The organism is Bacillota bacterium (assembly GCA_013178415.1).
Lineage (GTDB): Bacteria > Bacillota > SHA-98 > Ch115 > Ch115 > Ch115.
This window is the reverse complement of record JABLXA010000026.1, coordinates 12,935-32,344: the sequence shown is the minus strand read 5'-3', so window position 1 is coordinate 32,344 and position 19,410 is coordinate 12,935. Positions and strand designations below refer to the sequence as shown.

General features: G+C 51.2%; 17 protein-coding genes, 1 pseudogene and 1 riboswitch. Of the genes and pseudogenes, 10 read left to right on the top strand and 8 right to left on the bottom strand.

Annotated elements, in window-relative coordinates:
• Window positions 1-234 precede the first annotated feature (234 nt).
• The 5 genes from HPY52_15110 (at window position 235) to HPY52_15090 (ending at window position 4,303) form a co-directional block, all read left to right on the top strand.
• On the top strand, window positions 235-858 hold the full coding sequence (locus HPY52_15110; GenBank protein NPV81566.1) for a hypothetical protein: 624 nt from the start codon (window positions 235-237) through the stop codon (window positions 856-858).
• A 39-nt stretch (window positions 859-897) separates the two neighbouring features.
• Window positions 898-1,071: a hypothetical protein gene (locus HPY52_15105; GenBank protein ID NPV81565.1), complete on the top strand. Its 174-nt coding sequence runs from the start codon at window positions 898-900 to the stop codon at window positions 1,069-1,071.
• A gap of 82 nt (window positions 1,072-1,153) precedes the next feature.
• Window positions 1,154-1,447: a DUF4011 domain-containing protein gene (locus HPY52_15100; GenBank protein NPV81564.1), complete on the top strand. Its 294-nt coding sequence runs from the start codon at window positions 1,154-1,156 to the stop codon at window positions 1,445-1,447.
• A 77-nt stretch (window positions 1,448-1,524) separates the two neighbouring features.
• A complete protein-coding gene (locus tag HPY52_15095; GenBank protein ID NPV81563.1) occupies window positions 1,525-3,030 on the top strand; it encodes a type I restriction-modification system subunit M in 1,506 nt (501 codons plus the stop codon).
• A gap of 160 nt (window positions 3,031-3,190) precedes the next feature.
• Window positions 3,191-4,303 carry a restriction endonuclease subunit S gene (locus HPY52_15090; protein ID NPV81562.1) on the top strand — a complete coding sequence of 371 codons (1,113 nt, stop codon included), beginning with the start codon at window positions 3,191-3,193 and terminating at the stop codon, window positions 4,301-4,303.
• 139 nt (window positions 4,304-4,442) lie between these two features.
• On the opposite strand, the pseudogene HPY52_15085 reads toward HPY52_15090, so the two are convergent.
• Together HPY52_15085 and HPY52_15080 are read right to left on the bottom strand one after the other, a co-directional pair.
• A pseudogene (locus tag HPY52_15085) lies at window positions 4,443-5,602 on the bottom strand (IS630 family transposase).
• 151 nt (window positions 5,603-5,753) lie between these two features.
• Entirely contained in the window at window positions 5,754-5,927 is a 174-nt protein-coding gene (locus tag HPY52_15080) for a hypothetical protein (GenBank protein ID NPV81561.1), read from the bottom strand.
• Window positions 5,928-6,022: 95 nt separating this feature from the next.
• On the opposite strand from HPY52_15080, the gene HPY52_15075 reads away from it, so the two are divergent.
• The 3 genes from HPY52_15075 (at window position 6,023) to HPY52_15065 (ending at window position 10,540) form a co-directional block, all read left to right on the top strand.
• Window positions 6,023-6,787, top strand: a complete 765-nt coding sequence (locus HPY52_15075; GenBank protein NPV81560.1) for a DUF1829 domain-containing protein — start codon at window positions 6,023-6,025, stop codon at window positions 6,785-6,787.
• Window positions 6,784-9,933, top strand: coding sequence for a type I restriction endonuclease subunit R (locus HPY52_15070; protein ID NPV81559.1), 3,150 nt, complete (start codon window positions 6,784-6,786; stop codon window positions 9,931-9,933). Before HPY52_15075 ends, HPY52_15070 begins: the two co-directional genes overlap by 4 nt.
• Window positions 9,934-10,324: 391 nt before the next feature.
• The gene (locus HPY52_15065) at window positions 10,325-10,540 is read left to right on the top strand and encodes a hypothetical protein (protein ID NPV81558.1); all 216 of its coding nucleotides are present in this window, start codon (window positions 10,325-10,327) and stop codon (window positions 10,538-10,540) included.
• Between the two features lie 205 nt (window positions 10,541-10,745).
• Here HPY52_15065 and HPY52_15060 read toward each other — a convergent pair whose 3' ends face one another.
• Window positions 10,746-11,174 (bottom strand): hypothetical protein, encoded by a 429-nt coding sequence (locus HPY52_15060; GenBank protein ID NPV81557.1) that lies wholly within the window; start codon window positions 11,172-11,174, stop codon window positions 10,746-10,748.
• Here HPY52_15060 and HPY52_15055 point away from each other — a divergent pair.
• Both HPY52_15055 and HPY52_15050 read left to right on the top strand, forming a co-directional pair.
• A complete protein-coding gene (locus tag HPY52_15055) occupies window positions 11,157-11,495 on the top strand; it encodes a hypothetical protein (protein NPV81556.1) in 339 nt (112 codons plus the stop codon). The genes HPY52_15060 and HPY52_15055 overlap by 18 nt on opposite strands.
• Window positions 11,495-11,818: a hypothetical protein gene (locus HPY52_15050; protein NPV81555.1), complete on the top strand. Its 324-nt coding sequence runs from the start codon at window positions 11,495-11,497 to the stop codon at window positions 11,816-11,818. The genes HPY52_15055 and HPY52_15050 overlap by 1 nt, the downstream gene beginning before the upstream one ends.
• Before the next feature lie 485 nt (window positions 11,819-12,303).
• Here HPY52_15050 and HPY52_15045 read toward each other — a convergent pair whose 3' ends face one another.
• The 5 genes from HPY52_15045 to HPY52_15025 all read right to left on the bottom strand — a co-directional run bounded on the left by HPY52_15045 (window position 12,304) and on the right by HPY52_15025 (window position 18,912).
• Entirely contained in the window at window positions 12,304-12,753 is a 450-nt protein-coding gene (locus HPY52_15045; GenBank protein NPV81554.1) for an Hsp20/alpha crystallin family protein, read from the bottom strand.
• 386 nt (window positions 12,754-13,139) lie between these two features.
• A complete protein-coding gene (locus HPY52_15040; protein ID NPV81553.1) occupies window positions 13,140-14,615 on the bottom strand; it encodes a hypothetical protein in 1,476 nt (491 codons plus the stop codon).
• Window positions 14,599-16,599, bottom strand: coding sequence for a carboxypeptidase regulatory-like domain-containing protein (locus tag HPY52_15035; protein NPV81552.1), 2,001 nt, complete (start codon window positions 16,597-16,599; stop codon window positions 14,599-14,601). Before HPY52_15035 ends, HPY52_15040 begins: the two co-directional genes overlap by 17 nt.
• Window positions 16,596-16,772 carry a hypothetical protein gene (locus HPY52_15030; GenBank protein NPV81551.1) on the bottom strand — a complete coding sequence of 59 codons (177 nt, stop codon included), beginning with the start codon at window positions 16,770-16,772 and terminating at the stop codon, window positions 16,596-16,598. Before HPY52_15030 ends, HPY52_15035 begins: the two co-directional genes overlap by 4 nt.
• Before the next feature lie 100 nt (window positions 16,773-16,872).
• Window positions 16,873-16,953: riboswitch (cyclic di-GMP riboswitch) on the bottom strand.
• A 363-nt stretch (window positions 16,954-17,316) separates the two neighbouring features.
• Window positions 17,317-18,912: a hypothetical protein gene (locus tag HPY52_15025; protein ID NPV81550.1), complete on the bottom strand. Its 1,596-nt coding sequence runs from the start codon at window positions 18,910-18,912 to the stop codon at window positions 17,317-17,319.
• Window positions 18,913-19,410 lie beyond the last annotated feature (498 nt).

Here is a 19,410-nt window from a genome sequence, read left to right as displayed (position 1 = left end):
GTGCTCTTTAGCAAGATGTCACGCACGGTCCTACGGAGCATCAGAGCAGATTCTGTTGAAGAATTCTGCAGACGGATTGAAACCTATTGGGCTCAACTAAATGAAGAACCTGTGGTATTCCGTTGGCATTACGAGGTTGGACAGGTTGATGAAGACCTATCTGCCATAGGATAGCAGTATGACAATTTATTTGAGGAACGCTATACTAGAGGTAGAGACTGGGGGAGCCAGGTAATGAGATATATCGCTGCTCTATTCTTAATAGCGCTTGTAGTGGCTCGTATGGTATTGCCAGATTTAGCATTTGACGCTCTTTCCCTTACTCTTACCTGTATTGCCATCGGACTTCTAATACTCCCGCAGATTGAGAGATTGCTCAATCAAATAGAAAACCTTGAGGTCCCGGGCTTGAAACTCAAGTTTAGCGACCTGGCGAAGCAAACATCGGAGGCTGAATCGAAGAGCAGAGGGAAGGAACTGGATCGAGAGCGTTTGATATTAGCGGAGGAGCGTGTCTTCCGTTACCCCGACCCGAGGGGGGCTTTTGTCTTGCTAGCCAGCGAACTGGAATCCCTTCTGCGGGAACGGGCAGACGCCAATGGCCTTCCTGAAGCTAACCAACTTGTATCTGTCCCCGATTTGGCCGTTCTGCTTGTTGATAAGAGACTAGTTCCGGTAGAAGTCTTGCCACCCATAAGGAAGTTCTGGACTATCAGAGATAATATTGTCCATAATGCTCACTTTGACATTTTTGAAGGTATGCTCTACGAAACACTCGACCTGGGGGTGAGACTACTCCGGTTGGCGCTAGTGAAGATGGGGAAGGCTGATTTGCCCGCATCGCTGGAAGTTCGGTGACCCTGAGGTTTAGCCGTGCATTTCGGAACGCTCGAGTCAATGCTGAGTATGCAGATCGGGCAATACTCGCGGGTGACCTTCCACAATTTCTTCAGTGTGACGGCATCTGGAGAAGGGTTGCGCAAGGAACATGGGTCCATCCCACGCTCAAGGGAGGCTATGGCCCTGGGTGCAGCACTATCCTACCAGGACTCATATAAGGATCAGGAATGACCTGCTGATAATTGCAGGAGAATACTGGCATATGTCGAATGCTTTCCTGGCTGTAATCCAATAAACTTGGGAAGATGCTTGATTGGCTCAGGAGCAGATGGAGCAGCATAAAGACACCTCTCAACAGGGGAGCGAAAACTCAAGAGCAGAGATCGAAGCAGAAGAGAAGCTCACAGAAATTCGACGCCGGGCCATTTCAAACATGGAGGAGAAGGGACTAGAGACACTTTCCCTCGCGCTAGGTATGGCAACCTGGCATGCCACAGATAGAGGGCGCGATCTAGAAGTCCCTCTGCTAAAGGAGTCATTATATCACAGGGGAATAAGGTATGGATCTGACATATGGATTTTTCATTTGGAAGGAGATAAGTGGTGACAAGGCAAAACAATAACGGGGCGAATCTCGGTTTCGAGCGGGAGTTGTGGCAGGCTGCCGATGCGCTTCGTTCCAACATGGATGCTGCCGAATACAAGCACGTCGTCTTAGGGCTGATATTTCTCAAATACATCTCGGATGCCTTCGAAGAGCAGCACGCCAGACTCGAGGTTGAGCGTAGTGAAGGGGCTGATCCTGAGGATCCTGACGAATACCGCGCTATCAATATCTTCTGGGTACCACAGGAGGCCCGGTGGGCTCGTTTGCGGGACAATGCCAAACAAACTGGTATAGGCAAGATTGTCGACGAGGCTATGTTGGCCATCGAACGCGATAACCCATCGCTCAAGGGAGTTCTACCCAAGGAATACGCCAAGCCCGGATTAGACATGCGGCGCCTTGGCGAGCTCATTGACCTTATTGGCAACATCGGCCTGGGCGACCGGGAGAATCGTTCCAAGGATATCCTGGGCCGGGTCTATGAGTACTTCCTCTCGCAGTTTGCCAGTGCCGAGGGGAAGAAAGGCGGTCAGTTCTACACGCCCCGCTGCGTCGTCCGCTTGCTGGTGGAAATGCTCGCCCCCTATCAGGGCCGGGTTTACGACCCCTGTTGCGGCTCCGGGGGTATGTTCGTGCAGTCGGACAAGTTCGTCGAAGCCCACGGCGGCAGGATTGGCGACATTAGCATCTACGGTCAGGAGTCCAATTACACTACCTGGAGGCTAGCTAAAATGAACTTAGCCATCCGGAGGATTGACGGGAAGATCGAACACGGCGACTCCTTCCACAACGACCGTTTCCCTGATCTGAAAGCCGACTACGTCCTGGCCAATCCGCCCTTCAACGATAGCGATTGGCACGGCGAGCTGCTCAAGGAGGACAAGCGTTGGAAGTATGGCATTCCTCCGGTCTCTAATGCCAACTTTGCCTGGGTTCAGCACTTTATTCATCATCTTGCCCCCACCGGTCTGGCTGGTTTCGTTCTGGCCAACGGCTCCATGTCCTCCAATCAGTCCGGTGAGGGTGAAATCCGCAAGAACATTATCGAGGCCGACCTGGTGGACTGTATGGTCGCCTTGCCGGGTCAGCTCTTCTACTCTACGCAGATTCCGGTGTGCCTTTGGTTCATCGCCCGCGATAAAAGGAACGGGCGCTTCCGGGACCGCCGTGGCCATGTGCTTTTCATCGATGCCCGTAAGCTTGGCACAATGATCGACCGCGTTCACCGGGAATTGACGGATGAGGACATCCAGAAGATTGCTGGCACCTACCATGCCTGGCGCGCTAAGCGCGACGCCGCTGGCGCCAGTGTGCCCCAGCCCCTGGCCGAGGAGCGTGAGCTACCTCCTTACGAGGATATTCCCGGTTTCTGTAAGTCGGCTACCATAAACGAGATCCGCCAACAGAACTATATCCTAACCCCCGGCCGCTATGTGGGCGCAGCTAAAACTGAAGAGGATGATGAGCCATTTGAGGAGAAGATGGCCCGCCTGACGGCGGAGTTGCGGAAGCAAATGGAAGAGGCGGCGCGGCTGGATGAGGCGATCTGGGCGAATCTGGGGGAGATCGGGTATGGGAGGTGAAAGGTGGATCAGAAGTTTTGGTGATTGTGCGACGTTGGTACGCGATACAGTTTCACCAGAGGCAGCAAGAAATGCATGCTATGTTGGATTAGAGCATATAGGCGAAGGAACCTTATCACTGTATGGATGGGGCAGCTCGGATGAAGTGACGAGTGCAAAGTTGCGGTTTCGCAAGGGCGATATTCTCTTCGGTAAGCTTCGGCCTTACTTCCGAAAGGTGATTATGGCACCGTTTGATGGTATTTGTTCAACCGACATTTGGGTAGTACGCCCAAAACCAGGTATCGATGCCAGGTTTCTATTCTATTTGATGGCTTCGCAGGATTTCGTTGATGCCGCGAATCGGGGCTCGGAGGGAACGAGAATGCCAAGGGCCAAGTGGGAGTTCGTTACACGCTTCATGTGTCGGATTCCTCCCCATGCTGAGCAGCAAGCTATCGCCTGCATCCTTGGGGCCTTGGATGACAAGATCGAGCTGAATCGGCGGATGAACCAAGTGTTGGAGGCGATGGCGCGAGCGATCTTCAAGTCATGGTTCATAGACTTTGACCCGGTGCGCGCTAAGGCCGCTGGCCGGCAGCCCGCTGGACTGGCGCCGCATATAGCCGAATTGTTTCCGGATTCATTTGAGGAATCGCAGATTGGTGAAGTACCGAAAGGGTGGTGCATATATCCTCTACCAGCACTCATTGATATCAATCCCCCAAGGCATATCCCAAGAGGAGTTATCGCACCGTATCTTGACATGGCAGGTATGCCCACCCAGGGGCACGCTCCTGATTTCTGGATTAGGCGTGAGGTCGGATCAGGAATGAAGTTCATTAATGGCGATACTTTGCTTGCCCGAATTACCCCATGCCTAGAGAATGGCAAGACCGCCTATGTGGATTTCCTGAAAGACGGCGAGGTAGGCTGGGGATCAACCGAATATATCGTACTTCGACCACGAGAGCCGATCCCAACGGTATTTGCATATCTACTGGCCCGGAATAGTGATTTTCGTGCATTTACGATTCAGCGGATGACTGGTTCGAGTGGTAGGCAGCGGGTGCCCTCAACTAGCCTGGCTGATTACCAGATTATTGCTCCAGCTGTCGATTCGTTGGTCTTAAAGGTATTTGGACGGATAGTAACTCCCTTGTTTGAGAGGATGAGGTCTGCGATGGAGCAATCCCGCACCCTCGTCGCACTGCGCGACTCCCTTCTGCCCAAGCTGATCTTCGGAGAACTACGCACTCCTGATGCGGAGCGAATTGTCGGGAGGTGTTTCTGATGGCTGATTTAGACCTTACGCAGGCGGAAGCCGATGCTTTAATCAACATGGAAAAGCATCGAGCAGATGAACAGCATTATAATTTTCCCTTATGTGGTGAAAAGCTAGTATAGCGTTCCTCAAATAAATTGTCATACTGCTATCCTATGGCAGATAGGTCTTCATCAACCTGTCCAACCTCGTAATGCCAACGGAATACCACAGGTTCTTCATTTAGTTGAGCCCAATAGGTTTCAATCCGTCTGCAGAATTCTTCAACAGAATCTGCTCTGATGCTCCGTAGGACCGTGCGTGACATCTTGCTAAAGAGCATTCTATGATGTTCAACCAGGAAGCATGCTTAGGAGTGAAAACAAACTCAAAGCGTCCCTGGTGTCCTTTGAGATAGGCCCGGGTTTCCTTGGAGATGTGAGCAGAGTGATTGTCGCAAATAACCTTGATGATCCAATCTTGGGGATAGTATGCATCAATCTTCTCCAGAAGCTCGATGAATTCTCTGCTCCGGTGGCGCTCCCTGACAAGACCGTGGATTACACCACTCTGAATGTCAAGCCCCGCTAAAAGAGACACGGTTCCCAACCTGATATACTCATGGTCCCGTGATATCCCCGGATACTTGTCTGAAACAGGTAGTCTATCCTCCGCCGTATTCTTTAGTACTTGACAGCCAGGACGTTCATCAACTGAGACTACGGCGGTGTTATCAGATGATTGTCCTTGCTTGATACGTTCCTGTTGTAAGGCCACCTCCTTGTAAACCGCCAAGACATGGGCTTTTTTAACTTCAAATTCCGGATCCCGACGCTGCAGATAATACTGCACTGCCCATGGCCGTAGTGAGTGCCCCGACAGGATACCGTGGATTACACTCTTGCCGGCCCGCGCTAGGCTGGGAAAACCCGCTTCTTCAGCATGCCTGCGCACGTGGTCAGCCAGTAACTTAACTGTCCAAAGTTCATGAGGATACCCGAAGTCTACCGGTCTTCGGCAAGCCAATTCCACCACCCACGCTTTAGCTTCAGAAGATATCCGAGGAGGACGCCCAGAACGCGGCAGGTCTTCGAGAGCTGCCTGTAGGCCAAGATCCAAGGCCTTATCAATACATCGCTCGACAGTTGGCCTGCTCAGATGTAGCTCCCGGGCCATCTGGGATACGGACTTGCCATCCGCGAAGTCCAGTAGTATTTTAGCCCGCGTAACCCTAAAATGGGCCTCTGTTCTGGAGTTGGCGATCCGTCTTAACATCATTCGTTCCTCATTTGACCATTGAATTCTTGGCCTTACTCTTCGTGGTGTCATTCACAATCCCCCCAAATTCCTTTGAGAAGATTATACACCACTATCAACCATATTGCAATGTTATTTTACGAACTGACTACTAGTAATGCCGCTCCAGTCGCCGGATAAGCGAGAGGTTTTTCTTCTTGACATTAACAGAGGACAGATCAACTCATTGAAAATCAAGTATCAGAACCGCGCCCGACAGGTGGTGATATTGGTTCGTCTCGAACTTGCTGGTCCGCCTCACCGCAATCCGGATGGTGTTGACATTCCCTGCCCGCACATTCACAGGTACCGGGAGGGCTATGGCGACAAATGGGCTATGCCCCTTCCTGTTGAACATTTCTGTAACACATCGGATATCTGGGTTACGTTATGGGACTTCATGCGGTTCTGCAACGTCACGCAGCCACCGCATATCGAGCGGGGGTTATTCCTATGATTCAGGAGATCCAAAAACTTGTAGATGACTACCTGGCATGGCTACGGGATAAGACCTTGCTTCGCCAGGTTGGTCAATGGGTCGAGATTACGACGCCTTATCTCGATCGCCATAACGACTATATTCAGATTTATGCACGGAAGGAAAATAGCGGCTATTTGTTGACCGACGATGGCTTTACAATCGCGGACCTGGAGCAAAGCGGATGCAAACTCGAGAGTCCGAAGCGCCAGGAATTACTCAAGATGACTTTGAACGGTTTTGGGGTACAGCTTCATGACACTTCGCTGGAGGTACACGCCTCACCTGAGAATTTCGCCTTGCGTAAGCATAATCTCGTGCAGGCGATCCTGGCCATTAATGATATGTTTTATTTGGCAGCGCCAGTGGTGGCCAACCTGTTTTACGAGGATGTGGTGGCCTGGCTCGACCTCCATGACGTGCGTTATACCCCTAAGGTCAAATTTACAGGCAAAAGCGGCTATGATCACCTTTTCGATTTCGTGATCCCCAAGTCGCGGCGCCAGCCGGAGCGGATTCTCCGTGCCATCAATCGCCCGAGTCGAGACACCGCCCAGGCTTTCGCGTTTGCATGGATCGATACGAAAGAAGTTCGCCCCCCAAATTCAAGGGCTTACGCCTTTCTTAATGACTCAGAGCAGTCAGTCTCAACCGATATCCTTGAGGCGCTGAGAAGCTATGGTGTACGACCGATTCCCTGGAGCAGGCGGGAGGATGTGAGAGAGGAGCTTGTCGCATGACTAATTCCGGTTTTACTGAATCCACCGTCGAGCAGGCCGCCCTTGCCTGGCTAGAAAGCCTGGGCTACGCTATCCTTTCCGGGCCGGAGATTGCGCCAGGTGAGCCCCAGGCCGAGCGTAGGGAATACCGACAAGTTGTCCTGGAGCGCCGCGTGCGTCAAGCTCTCCAGCAGCTTAACCCGTATGTACCGGCGGATGCTCTGGAGGAGGCGTTTCGTAAGCTCACGAGGCTGGATCAGCCCTCGTTGGTGGCGGATAATCACACTCTACACCGGTACCTGGTTGAGGGCGTGCCGGTAGAGTACCAGCGAATAGATGGTTTCATAAGGGGCGATCTTGTTCGTGTGCTTGACTATGACAACCCGGAGAACAATGATTTCCTGGCCGTCAACCAGTTCACAGTCGTGGAGGATCGCTATGAGAGGCGGCCGGATATTGTCCTTTTCGTCAACGGTCTTCCGCTGGCCGTTATTGAACTGAAGAATGCCGCCGACGAAAACGCCACCATCTGGTCGGCCTTCAATCAGTTGCAGACTTATAAGCAGCAAATCCCGGCACTTTTCGCCTATAACGAGGCTTTAGTGGTCTCCGACGGTACGCAGGCCCGTATCGGCACCCTGACGGCAGGCCGGGAATGGTTCCTGCCATGGCGGACCATCGAGGGTGGGGAACTGGCTGCGGAGACGCTGCCTCAGCTTGAGGTGCTCCTGAAAGGCGTATTCGACCGGCGGCGATTCCTGGATCTAATTCATCATTTCATTGTGTTTGAGGACACGGGCGGCGGGGCACTGGTCAAGAAAATGGCCGGGTATCATCAGTACCACGCGGTGAATGTGGCTTTGGCTGAGACCATTCGCGCTTGTGCGCCGTCATCTCCGCCCTGGCTGACGCGTGACGGTGAAGGTACATATTTTGTTAGAGGGCAGCGTGACGCAAAGCCCGGTGATCAACGTGTTGGGGTCATTTGGCATACTCAGGGTTCAGGCAAGAGCCTCACCATGGCCTTCTATGCCGGGCGGGTGATACTGGAACCGGCGATGAAAAACCCGACGTTGGTAGTGATTACCGATCGGAACGACCTGGACGGTCAACTTTTCCGCACGTTCTCTCGCTGCCACGAGCTACTACGTCAGAAGCCTACTCAAGCGGAGAGTCGGGCCCACTTGCGCCAGCTTCTATACACAGCGTCAGGCGGCGTCGTGTTCACCACCGTGCAGAAGTTCTTCCCGGCGGAAGGCGAGGATCATTACCCGCTATTGTCCGACCGGCATAACATTGTGGTCATCGCTGACGAGGCCCACCGCAGCCAATACGACTTTATTGACGGTTTCGCACGGTACATGCGTGAGGCCTTACCTAACGCCTCATTTATCGGCTTTACGGGTACGCCCATCGAGTTGACGGACAAGAACACCCGGGCGGTATTCGGCGATTACATCAGCGTTTATGATATTGAGCGGGCGGTAAAGGATGGGGCGACAGTCCCCATCTACTACGAAAGCCGCCTTGCCAAGCTGGAACTGGATGAGGCCGAGCGGCCGAAGCTAGACGAGGACTTCGAGGAAGTCACCGAAGGCGAAGAGGTCGAGCACAAGGAACGGCTTAAGACCAAATGGGCGCAACTGGAGGCTCTGGTAGGCACTGAAAAACGCATCAGGTTGATCGCCCAGGATATAGTCGACCACTTCGAGCGCCGGCTCGAGGCCATGGATGGCAAGGCCATGGTGGTCTGTATGAGCCGCCGGATTTGTGTGGATCTCTACAACGCTATTATCCGCATCCGGCCGGATTGGCACCACAATGACGATGACAAAGGTGTCCTGAAAATCGTGATGACGGGGTCGGCGTCAGATCCGGCGGAATGGCAGCAGCATATTCGTAACAAATCCCGGCGCGAAGAGCTAGAGAAAAGGTTCAAGGATCCGGCTGACCCGTTCAAGGTCGTCATCGTTCGCGACATGTGGCTGACCGGCTTCGATGTTCCCTGCCTGCACACGATGTACCTGGATAAACCCATGCGGGGGCACGGGCTGATGCAGGCCATCGCCCGGGTGAACCGGGTGTTCAAGGACAAGCCCGGCGGCCTTGTGGTGGATTACCTGGGTTTGGCCCATGAGCTGAAGGAAGCACTGGCTACATACACAGAAAGCGGAGGCAAGGGGCAGACGGCCATCGAACAGGAAGAGGCGGTGGCGGTGATGCTGAGAGAGTATGAGGTTTGTTGCGACATCTTCCACGGCTTTGGTTGGTCTCCTTGGAAGCGCGGTGGGCCACAGGAAAGGCTCTCCATAATTCCTGCCGCCCAGGAACACGTGCTCCGGCAGGATGATGGCAAGAACCGGCTGGCGAAGGCCGTGACAGCACTGTCCAGGGCCTTTGCGTTGGCTGTTCCGCACCAAAAGGCTTTGGAAATCCGGGACGATGTGGCCTTCTTCCAGGCAGTGAAAGCGGCCTTGAGTAAAAGCGTGATCGGCGAGCAGCGCAGCCCCGATGAGCTGGATCATGCCATCCGCCAGATCGTATCTAGGGCGGTGGCCTCAGATGGAGTCATCGATATCTTTGCCGCCGCCGGACTGAAGAAGCCCGACATCTCCATCCTCTCGGATGAATTCCTGGCAGAAGTGCGGGGGATGCCACATCGCAATCTGGCCATCGAAATGCTACGCAAACTGCTGGAAGGCGAGATTAAGACGCGTGGCAAGAAGAACATCATCCAGGCCCGATCCTTCGCCGAAATGCTGGAGCAGTCGATCAAACGGTATCAAAACCGCGCGATCGAGGCAGTACAGGTCATCGAAGAACTCATCGCGCTGGCTAGGGAGATGCGGGAGGCCGGCCGGCGCGGCGAGAAGCTTGGGCTGACCGAAGACGAGGTCGCCTTTTATGATGCCCTGGAGGTCAACGACAGCGCCGTGAAGGTTCTGGGCAACGCTACCCTGCGGACCATCGCCCAGGAACTGGTGCGCACCGTGCGGAACAACCTGACAATTGATTGGACCATGCGGGAAAACGTTCGTGCCCAAATGCGCGTAATGATTAAACGAATCCTCCGGCGTTACGGCTATCCGCCGGATAAACAGGCCCGGGCGACCGAGCTCGTAGTGGAGCAGGCGGAAGTGCTCTGCAAGGATTGGGTGAAAAGCTAATATTGGATTTTTCTCTTACTTCAATGTCAGATCATATAGTCAGCACCGTCTGGTAGGGACAGTTTAAATGGTTAGCACTACCCGATAGGAACAGCGTCGATGGCTTAAACTATATAGTGAGGATAGTGCTGGTGGTTATCACTATTCGGTTGGGATGGTGTTAATGGCTTAAACTGTCCGGCGTGAATAGTGTCAATGGTTATCACTATCCAGTTGGGATAGTGACAATAGCTTAAACTATCCCCCGGGAATAGTGCTGATAGTTGCAACTATCCGGTCGGGATAGTGCGGAGCTGTAACCCAAGTTCAATGCTCCTTTCAGGGGTTTCTATAACATCCCTTTGAAATTCCCTTCGGCATCGATACGCGAAATTGCATTCTGGTGCAGGATATGAACGGCAATGGTAACGGCAATGGACCTATTGCAAAGGGGATGGCGGCTGGAAGCAAAGAGCCTACTCATCGGCTCATTGTTACACTCGGAGTGGACAACTTGGTTATAGTCGAGACCCCGGACGTAACGCTGGTATGCCGGAAAGATAGAGCGTCCGATATACGGGCACTTGTCTCTGCGCTGAAGCGGCGGGGGTGGGGTGAATATCTGTAGCTGCATTTAACGCCGGTGTTCAGGAGGCAGGAGACCATCTTTGATAGCCCCGTTTCTCCTTCGCAGCGGATGGCAGATGGAACAGATAATCGAGCGCTCGTTTCCGAGCCGACAAAAAACGAGCGCGCTCGTTTTTGCGCAATTAATTCGTTTTGGGTCCAGTTGTGGTTAGGGTGTCATCGAAATGCCGTGCCCCTGCAAACCGTCAGGGGCGTCCGTGTGATGAATGGTCTTTCGGTTCGTAGTATGCTCCTCGGCCCTTGCCGCGCAATTCAAGATAGCCATCTGCAACCAAGGCTCTTAGAAGCCGGCTCGCCTGGAATTCACTGATTTTGCATAGTTCGGCTGCTTCGCCACGAGTGATCCTGCCGTGTCTTCCCGCATATTGGATAATCATCTGTCTCTGCTGTTCGGGCTCAAAACCCCGAATCCGGACATAGGCCGCCTTTTGGCCAAGCCTGCGGTAAATGGCAGCCGAGAGATGGTAGGTGCGTACCCCGCGTTCGCCTTGCCGCTCTAGAAAACCGCGTTCTACAAGCCCCTCGACCACGCTGCGCGCTGCTACCTCATTTTTTTGAATAAGCCGGGCAATTGTATTTACGTCAATTCGTCGCTCGTGGAAGATATAGTTCAAGACGAGAAGCTCCTCCAAACCCAAGAGGAACAGCCTGTGGAGCAGGGCCCGACTCTCACCGGTTCGTTGTTTGATGAACCGGCGCGGGTGGGGGACCAGGGTCGGCTTACCGCGGCTATTGACCAACTCGTGAGAGGAATCAATCAAATTGAAGTCCAAGTATTTGAGACTTGGGAAAACCGCATACCTAAGACCATAGCACGTGTTAAGCAGATAGGCTCTCCGTCTGTCTTGATCGGAATCGTAGCACATCTCTTGAGGGCAGCACGCGATTTTATTGTGATTACATCTTCACTGATCCCCCCTTCGGCGGCAACTTGATGTATTCTGAACTCAACTTCCTCTGGGAAGCCTGGGCTCTATGGAACGCCATCCAGGACTCGCTTCAGGCCACAGGCTTTGTCATTGCCGATGTGCGCACAAGGTCGCTTGACAAGCGGACACCTGCGGCTAGCCTACCAGGCCCTGATCTGGTCGGATTTCACCGCAGTGAACAAACGAGGTTTTTGTTCGGTGAGGTGAAGTCATCCTCACAGGATGATCCACGAGGGGGTATTCAGTGGGAAAATGGTCAGGACCTATGCCCGGATACGCTGTATCTTGATAGTGTAACGATCGAGCCTAAGCCTAGAGACTTGCATTGAATGATTGTCTCCGGATCAATCATCCTCCGACAGCTCCGACAGCCGAGGGCGAATTCAACAATTTGGATTTAATGTGGATTTCATCTTATAAATCCTGTCTGATAAAACTCCTATAAAAAACTCTTATAAATATAAAAACGCCGGCATGTCCCAGGCCGGCCGCGCTTCGGTAGCGAAATCCATGCGCAAGGGTCGCAGTGCGAAGCCCATGCGAGGATTGTTATAGTGTCAAGCCCATGCGCGAGGGTCGTAGAACCTGTGCGCGGCAAAACCTGTGCGCGAGGCAGCCAATGCCTTGGGACATGCTCAGGTTGCCGGAATTACCCGGAACCTGGTTCCATCTGGGCCCCCGAGGTTCAAAGCCTATTCTAGTCCGTGACCTGAAATCCGCGATCTGAAACCTATAGCGGAACTAAAATCTATCGGATCTAAAAATCTATCGGACCCAAAAACCCATTGCACCTAAGACCTATTGAACCTGAGGCCTATTCTATTTGGATCTGCGTGCCACGTGATTCGGCGCCTCGGGCCTTTGGCAGGACCACTTCCAAGACCCCATTCTTGAAGGTCGCTTTGGCGCCTTCCCTCCGCACTGGCGCCGGGAGTGGGATTGTCCGGGTGAAGCTCCCGTAAGTCCGTTCGCGGCGGTAGTAATCCTTGTCCTTGACTTCTTCATCGCGGCGGGTTTCACCGCTAATGGTAAGGGCATCATCGGTCAGGGTGAGGCTGACCTCATCTTTATCCACCCCTGGTATCTCAGCCTTTACTACTATCGAATCTCCTCGGTCGTACACATCAACCGCCGGGAGCCATGGCCCCCCGGAGAACCAACCCTCTCCCCGGCGCCTTGGGAACCTATGGCCCCAGAAGCGTTCAAAGGCGTCTGCGAACTCTGCCAGCTCCCTCCACGGATTCCATGGTATCAAATCAGGCATATCTCGACACCTCCATCTTACTTAGGGCTTGTCCTCGGGTGTCCCTTGCCCCACCTACTTCGACTGATAGTGATGGCCGGCGCATCGGACCAAACCTTGGCACCTTGAAGGTTTTACGCAGCAAAGGCTTCCTTGCCGCAACTCCCCATCTTTAGTTTTAAAATGTCGAATAAATTATACCATATTTTGCATGGAAAAGCAACGGGCCTTTCAAGCATATTTTTACGTGAGGCAACGGGCGGGCGAGGCGAGAAAGCGAGAAAACCACCTTGCTCTACCTGATGATTGATTTTATGTATCATGATATTGATATACATAGACTCCCGGCGCGGGCCGGGGAATGGTTCGGAGCGAGGAAGGTGGCGCTCCACTGATCAGGCAGGGCGCTAAAATCTTATTGTACCTTCAAATTGAGCCCCAACCACTTCGCAACGGCTCAGATCAAAGGCATCAGAAGTTACTACCAGCTTCCAGTCATCTTTATATAACTCAACCGACCAGACCATACGATCTCCCGCTTCAGGCGCAGGCAGGTACCCAATTCCAAAACCGGGCCCTCTGCCTATATCTCTAAAAGATACCCGACCAAAAGGTAAAAGCGTCTTCCCCCCGTACCACAATCCTATATCCAGGTCGCTGACAGAAGATCTACGCAGTTTCAATGCCAATTCAAGGCCTTGGTCGGGAAATTCTGTAATATCTTTCCGAAATTCCCTTCCAATTATGGTAGGTGCATGGGTGATATACCCCTGACTATCAGTAGTAATGGTGTTCGTATTTATGATGCCCTCAGTCCATTTAGCGCCTTTCCACTTCATGAATCCAACGAAATTATGGATCTGGGCACCCAACATGGCATCCCTGGTAATACGAACTGCACCAGCAATGTCAAAGGAGAAACCGTAAGCAGGCCCCGCGGCCTTATCTTCGATCCATTCTTTTTCACGCATGAACGCGACGAGCCCCATCTGTCTATCGTGTGAAATGGTGCCGGTACCGCTAATTTCCAGGTCGTTAAGGGCTCTCCCTCGAATTTCGCATATGCTACATCCTAAGGCGACCGGCCTGTGACCGATCAAGTAATCCCTTCCCAGCAGAAGAGTGAGACCATGATATGATGATTGGCGGCCGCGGATGCCTACTTCATAAATCATCTCATTACCTGTGTTACTCGTGTCACTACCAATCTGCCTTAGCCACCTCACCGCGTCCTTAGTTGCAATAAGATCATCAAGAGAATCTTGGTGAAACAGGAGGCCTACGTAACGGTTGAGCCACACGCCGATTGACCCTGCCTGCACCGCGCTGATTTCCCCCACTTCTCTACGAAAATCTTGGTCTATAAGAGTTGCATATCGGGCAAGAAAGATGCCGTGATCCTGGCCCGAGGTTGACTCTTCTGATATCGCGGGACCCATCTCCCCGAGATCCGTGGCCATGGGATTCAATAGTCTTGCGACAGGGAACAAGTTAGTCGATAGAAAAAATTCGACTCTTGGTCTTATCACCCGCGGATTTAGATTTATATATCCTGAATACTCGTTAGCTAGCACAGGAGGTATTTTGGATTCATTATCAGCGACCAGCTGGAAGCAATGAGAAAGAAGGCTGCGGTCGTCGCCAATCAAAGTCGATCCCCATGATTGCGCCTGAATCTTTTGGGGTAGGAAGACACCGATGTAAAGCACGAGAAAAATCACAAAACACCCTGCTATACGGGGCCTTCTCGATATCTTCGCATCCAAAATCGGAAGGGAGGGCATGTCGCCCTCCCGAGGTGAGATAGCCCTCACGTGACAACACCCAGTGATGCTGTTTCTAGCGTTCTCTTCAACGGTGAGCTCCCTAAAAAAGGGTTTCAAAAGAACCATCCTCATATGTGACCTTTATTATGCCCTTGTCCGTTGTTATTTGCGCGAGCAGCTTGGAACTGGAATCCTTTATCGTACCTGTAGCTTTAGCCTGGCCTGGTTGATTCAACCCGCTGACGTCGATCGAGACTACGAGTTTGGCCTGGTTTTTGAACGCCATGGTAGCAACTCCACTACCACCATTGTAGGTTATAGTTCCATCCAGGGTGCTTGCGCCGTGACCATAATGAACATCTGATGAGAATACCTGATATTCGTTAGTCTTGATGCATATTTCGGCTTCAACCTCAGGATGGCCCGGTGCCTTCACTGACCCGTCAAATTCAACTATTCCCATAGGCCAGTTATTTTGGCTTATCGGCTGTTCAAAGTGGAATGCATTGGCATTTGATATCGTGAGGTTGAAGCTGCCATCCAAGACTGTGGGAGTCACCTTGCGGTCTTTAAATTCGGCGTTTGCCTTTACAGAACTCTGTTCAATCGAGTGTTCAATCGAGAGACTTCCCTTGATAATAGCAGTTGCGGTCGTTATAGTGCCGTCAAATGATATACTCCCACCGGAATTCTCCTCATGCTTGATATCAAGTTTGCCGGAGGCCGTAATAGCACTAGACGTAAACAATCCATTAAAGCTCACCTGTTTTGGGGACCCATCTGAGTTAAATTCTCCAGAGTAGTCTCCCTTAAAGGTGGTGGCATTTACAAGAAGCACCTGCTTGGGGTCTTGAAGAGTGAATTCCAGGTGTCCGGAGATGGGCATGGAGATCGTAATCTGTTGCGGAGAATCAGGGATAACCATGTTCATGTCCGCGTAATTCATAGTAAGCTTCCCGAAAAAGGTTAGGGAAGCATTTTTAGGATCGATGATCTTAAAGGTTACGCTTTTCGGGACACTAACTCCGCTGGCGGGGCTCTCATACAAGGATGATACTGTGTATTCTCCAATGAGCCCTTTAACGAGCCCTTTCTCCATGGTTACTTTCCACGTGCCTGTTTTATAGGCACCCTCTGGGTTCGCCGCATAAGTAGTATAGACCTTTTCCTCTGTATACTCCCCGGGCTCCAGTGTAAACAAATTCCCGTTAAGTGCATATGGATGAATCGCCTGAAGGTAATCTCCAACAGCTGTGAGGTACGGGGCAACTTTTTGTTCTATATTCTCCTTCTGAAGCTTAATTTGCTCTTCATAAGTGCCCTTGACAGTAAGTCCAGCGTCTCGCAGGTCTTGAACAATAGCCTTTGCTGGCGCAACCGCGGGGTTAATGGTGGAAGGCACGCTATTTTCAACCTCATCTGCATTAGCTCCTTCCTGCAATCCTGCACCATAATTTTCCCCGATAAGCGAACCGCCAACTGTAAGATCAATGGAGGGATGAGAATCAGCATATTTTCTTGCTGCATCATACGTGCTTCTTACATCTTCTGTAAGGATGTCGATACCTTCCCCACGTCGTTTCCCCCATGTCTCGGCCGCAATGGTGGAGACTGCATCTATATCAGGGGTTATGCTGGACTGATTTCCTGCGTTAGGAATTAAAGCGGAAAGTCTTATCTGTTTCTTGGTCCCCGCGACATTGACCTCTTTGGTGGCAATGATTACCACATCTATCCCTTTCGGTACGCGAGAAATCGTATATATTCCATTGCTATTAGTAGAAGCGATGGTCCCAACCTGCTTACCGTCAGCAAAGTTCGTGGCAACAACCCTTGCACCCTGGACTGGGTTTCCATTAACTCCGGCGTATGCCACGCTCTCCACTAACCTTACCAGTCTGTCGAAAAATGACGGCTGCACAAAAGCGACAGGAGTCCCAGACGGAGCGGTTACGGTCCCGCTAAGGGATATGACGTTTGACTGTGGCGCGGAGGGAGAAGAACCCCCGAAGCACCCTGATAATGAGATCACGATAACGGCGAATAATGCGCCTGCGACAAGGTACCAGAAGGCGATCGTCGAAACGCGAAAGGATTTCAAATTATCATCTCCTCCCCTGAAACGAAGAATGAATATAGATCCTTTCCTATGTCATAAACCGAATTAATAAGGCTATCAAACCCACCAACATCAAGGCTAATAATGAAGTTAAAAGATAAGCCATAAATTTCCCATATTCTGTATAATAATATCGCCTCAATCGTCGCCCCCATAGCATCTATCCACCCACCACCTTGCTCCTACTCGTTTCATTTCCCCAACTCTGCAAAAACATAAAGCTATAACATTCACCAGAAGAGCAGAGTAAGGATGGCCAGTGGCCGGTCTCGCTATTGCCTCGAACAGCCCCAAGCGACCGGGTAAAGGGCAGTCTTCATTGGCTCCAACTCTGGCTATGTTTTCGTATTCACCCAGACCTCGTACCCTTCGTCCTTTACCCTCTTAGCGTTATCCCCCCTGGCGGCGCAATGACTCTGGTTAGAAGGCCGCTCGTCTATTTCCTTCGTCACCTATTACTATCTTTCAAAATGCCTTAATTCAGAATGTGCCATTACTCCTCACCTTGTCAATCGTCCTTAGGGATGATGTAAAGATGACCGCCTGTTATCGCATCCTTCCGGAAATCAAAATATTACTATCATCCCGAGGTATGAGGTATGGTAGTAATATCAAGAAGGTGATCCCCATAAGTGGTAAAGATTTATGCGCACTGATTTAGTTAGGATGCCCCCAGAAGCACACCCTGGGAGGGGCATTTTACCGGTTATTGGGACCCAAATCAGAGATTAAAAAATGTGTGAAGCGGAGCAGGAGCTCTTTACGGTTGGCTACACCTATCTTTTGGAAGATATGTCGCAGGTGTGTTTTGAGGGTTCCCTTCGAAATGAGAAGTTTCTTCTCTATTGCATTGTTAGATAAACCCTGTAGAAGCAACCCTGTGATCTCTAATTCACGAGGAGTGAGGTTATACTCTGAGCCCAACAAAGCTAGAATATATTGATCTACAACATTTTCTAGCCCTTTCGGTGCTCGCGATGAGGATAAAGCAGAAACAGAAGACATCATCGCACATGAATTATCATCACCCTCGTTGGTAATAGGGAATTGAACCTTTTTCCCAATAGAAGGCTGGCCCTGTAATGTCTCCTTGAGCCCGGCTAGCCCCAGAACGCCCAAAAACATTATAATGCTCGCGGCCAAACACGTTTCTTCAAGGTCCATTTGAGGCATGTGTAGAAAAAGGCGAATTAGAAACATGCCGATGAAGATAGCCAGCACGTTCAAACCGAGACCTATACCATAGTACCAACTAGCCCGGTCCCTGGGAGCGATATCAGCGAGGGTGACCCAGATGAAAAGGTCAATGCAAGCATATGCCCCCTGGATGAGCGTCTGGGTTATAAAATATCCCGAGGCCCCCTTCATGAGAGGGAAGATGGCCGTAGCTACCCCAAGATTTATGAAACCAGCGTACGCGAGCGGGCGTCTCCCAACGCTATCAGAGATTTGCCCGCCGAGTATACTGACGAAAATATATGGCAAGGCGTTATAATATCTGTCGAGATTATGAACTGAAGCGAGGGTGGGGAAGATAACCTGGTACGCGAACCCTGCTATAACGTAAAAACTTACTATCAGAATGGCTAAATGCAACGGGAAATCTCTCACTCCATGCCCGCGCTCTTCCCCATAAGCTCCAGAATAACGCCATTCCCGCACACATGACGGCCTAAGATTAAAATGAAGAATAACTAATGGAATAAGAAGCCAGCCCGCGCTTGCAGGCGCAACTAGAGAGGGCCTCAGAAAGGGCCCAAACGCGGTATGAATATAGAATATGATATTGGCGATAACCATGGCGAACGAGAGCACCCGGCCCCGCTCGTCCAGCGGGACAGCTCGGGCAATTGTAGAAGCCACAGTTATGACAAATGGGGAGGACGCCAAGCCCAGCATGGAGGCCAGCCACAACCAGGCATTATGATGGGTAGATATGAAGGCCAGGGTTAACCCAAAGCACAGAAGGCAGGAGAGCTTCATCATAATATTGTCAATAATAATATTGTCAACAGCATCAGCCACCTTGCCAGTAACATGCATATAATTCATTCTATATACAAACTGCGTGCGGCAATGTGGACCCCATATGCCGTATATTACCAGGCCAAAGGCGTGAAATGCTATGAATATAACCCCGATGTTCGTTGAATCTACACCCCGGCTGGCAGCGAGGGCCATGAGAGATGGACCAAGCATCGGGAATGTTAGAAGCCAACCGAAGAAAAATCCCATTATAACACCAAGAAACCCGTAATCCCTCAAAGCTTTTACATAATAACCTTTGATAGCCACAAAATAAGCCTCCAGGAATAATTCAGCCTGTGACGAGTCTGAAATACCTTACTTAAATAAAAATGTATGTATGAGGTGATATACAAAAACCCGCTTTTCAGAAAGTGGGTTCACATGGCCTCATGGCATCTTTTACTCCCAAATATTCGACAAGTAACGGCACAGTCCTTGTTTTATGAAGGAATCGTGGGAAATAATTCGTTGAGGTGATCTAGTATGCCTGTGGTTCGAATTGGAAAACGTGGAACTATGATACTACCAGTCAGCATTCGACATAAAATAGACATCCAGGAAGTGGATGAGATCCTTATTGAAATGGATGAGCGGGGGACTCTCTTCACATGATGAAGAAACCCAAGGATCTTGCGGCTACGCTCCGTAACCTGGACAAGGATATTTGGAAAGGAATAGACCCTGTCCAGTACCCACAACAGGCCCCCTCGCCCAGGAGTTATTTGAATTAATACAATATTCTCAACCCTGGCATCGTTCTGGTTA

Bases quoted from the DNA above. Each gene is read 5' to 3' on its own strand.
- HPY52_15110 (NPV81566.1), top strand. From the start codon at position 235: ATGAGATATATCGCTGCTCTATTCTTAATAGCGCTTGTAGTGGCTCGT.
- HPY52_15095 (NPV81563.1), top strand. From the start codon at position 1,525: ATGGATGCTGCCGAATACAAGCACGTCGTCTTAGGGCTGATATTTCTC.
- HPY52_15080 (NPV81561.1), bottom strand. From the start codon at position 5,927: ATGTTCAACAGGAAGGGGCATAGCCCATTTGTCGCCATAGCCCTCCCG.
- HPY52_15030 (NPV81551.1), bottom strand. From the start codon at position 16,772: ATGGGGGCGACGATTGAGGCGATATTATTATACAGAATATGGGAAATT.
- HPY52_15105 (NPV81565.1), top strand. From the start codon at position 898: ATGCTGAGTATGCAGATCGGGCAATACTCGCGGGTGACCTTCCACAAT.
- HPY52_15050 (NPV81555.1), top strand. From the start codon at position 11,495: ATGTATTCTGAACTCAACTTCCTCTGGGAAGCCTGGGCTCTATGGAAC.
- HPY52_15065 (NPV81558.1), top strand. From the start codon at position 10,325: ATGAACGGCAATGGTAACGGCAATGGACCTATTGCAAAGGGGATGGCG.
- HPY52_15075 (NPV81560.1), top strand. From the start codon at position 6,023: ATGATTCAGGAGATCCAAAAACTTGTAGATGACTACCTGGCATGGCTA.
- HPY52_15045 (NPV81554.1), bottom strand. From the start codon at position 12,753: ATGCCTGATTTGATACCATGGAATCCGTGGAGGGAGCTGGCAGAGTTC.
- HPY52_15070 (NPV81559.1), top strand. From the start codon at position 6,784: ATGACTAATTCCGGTTTTACTGAATCCACCGTCGAGCAGGCCGCCCTT.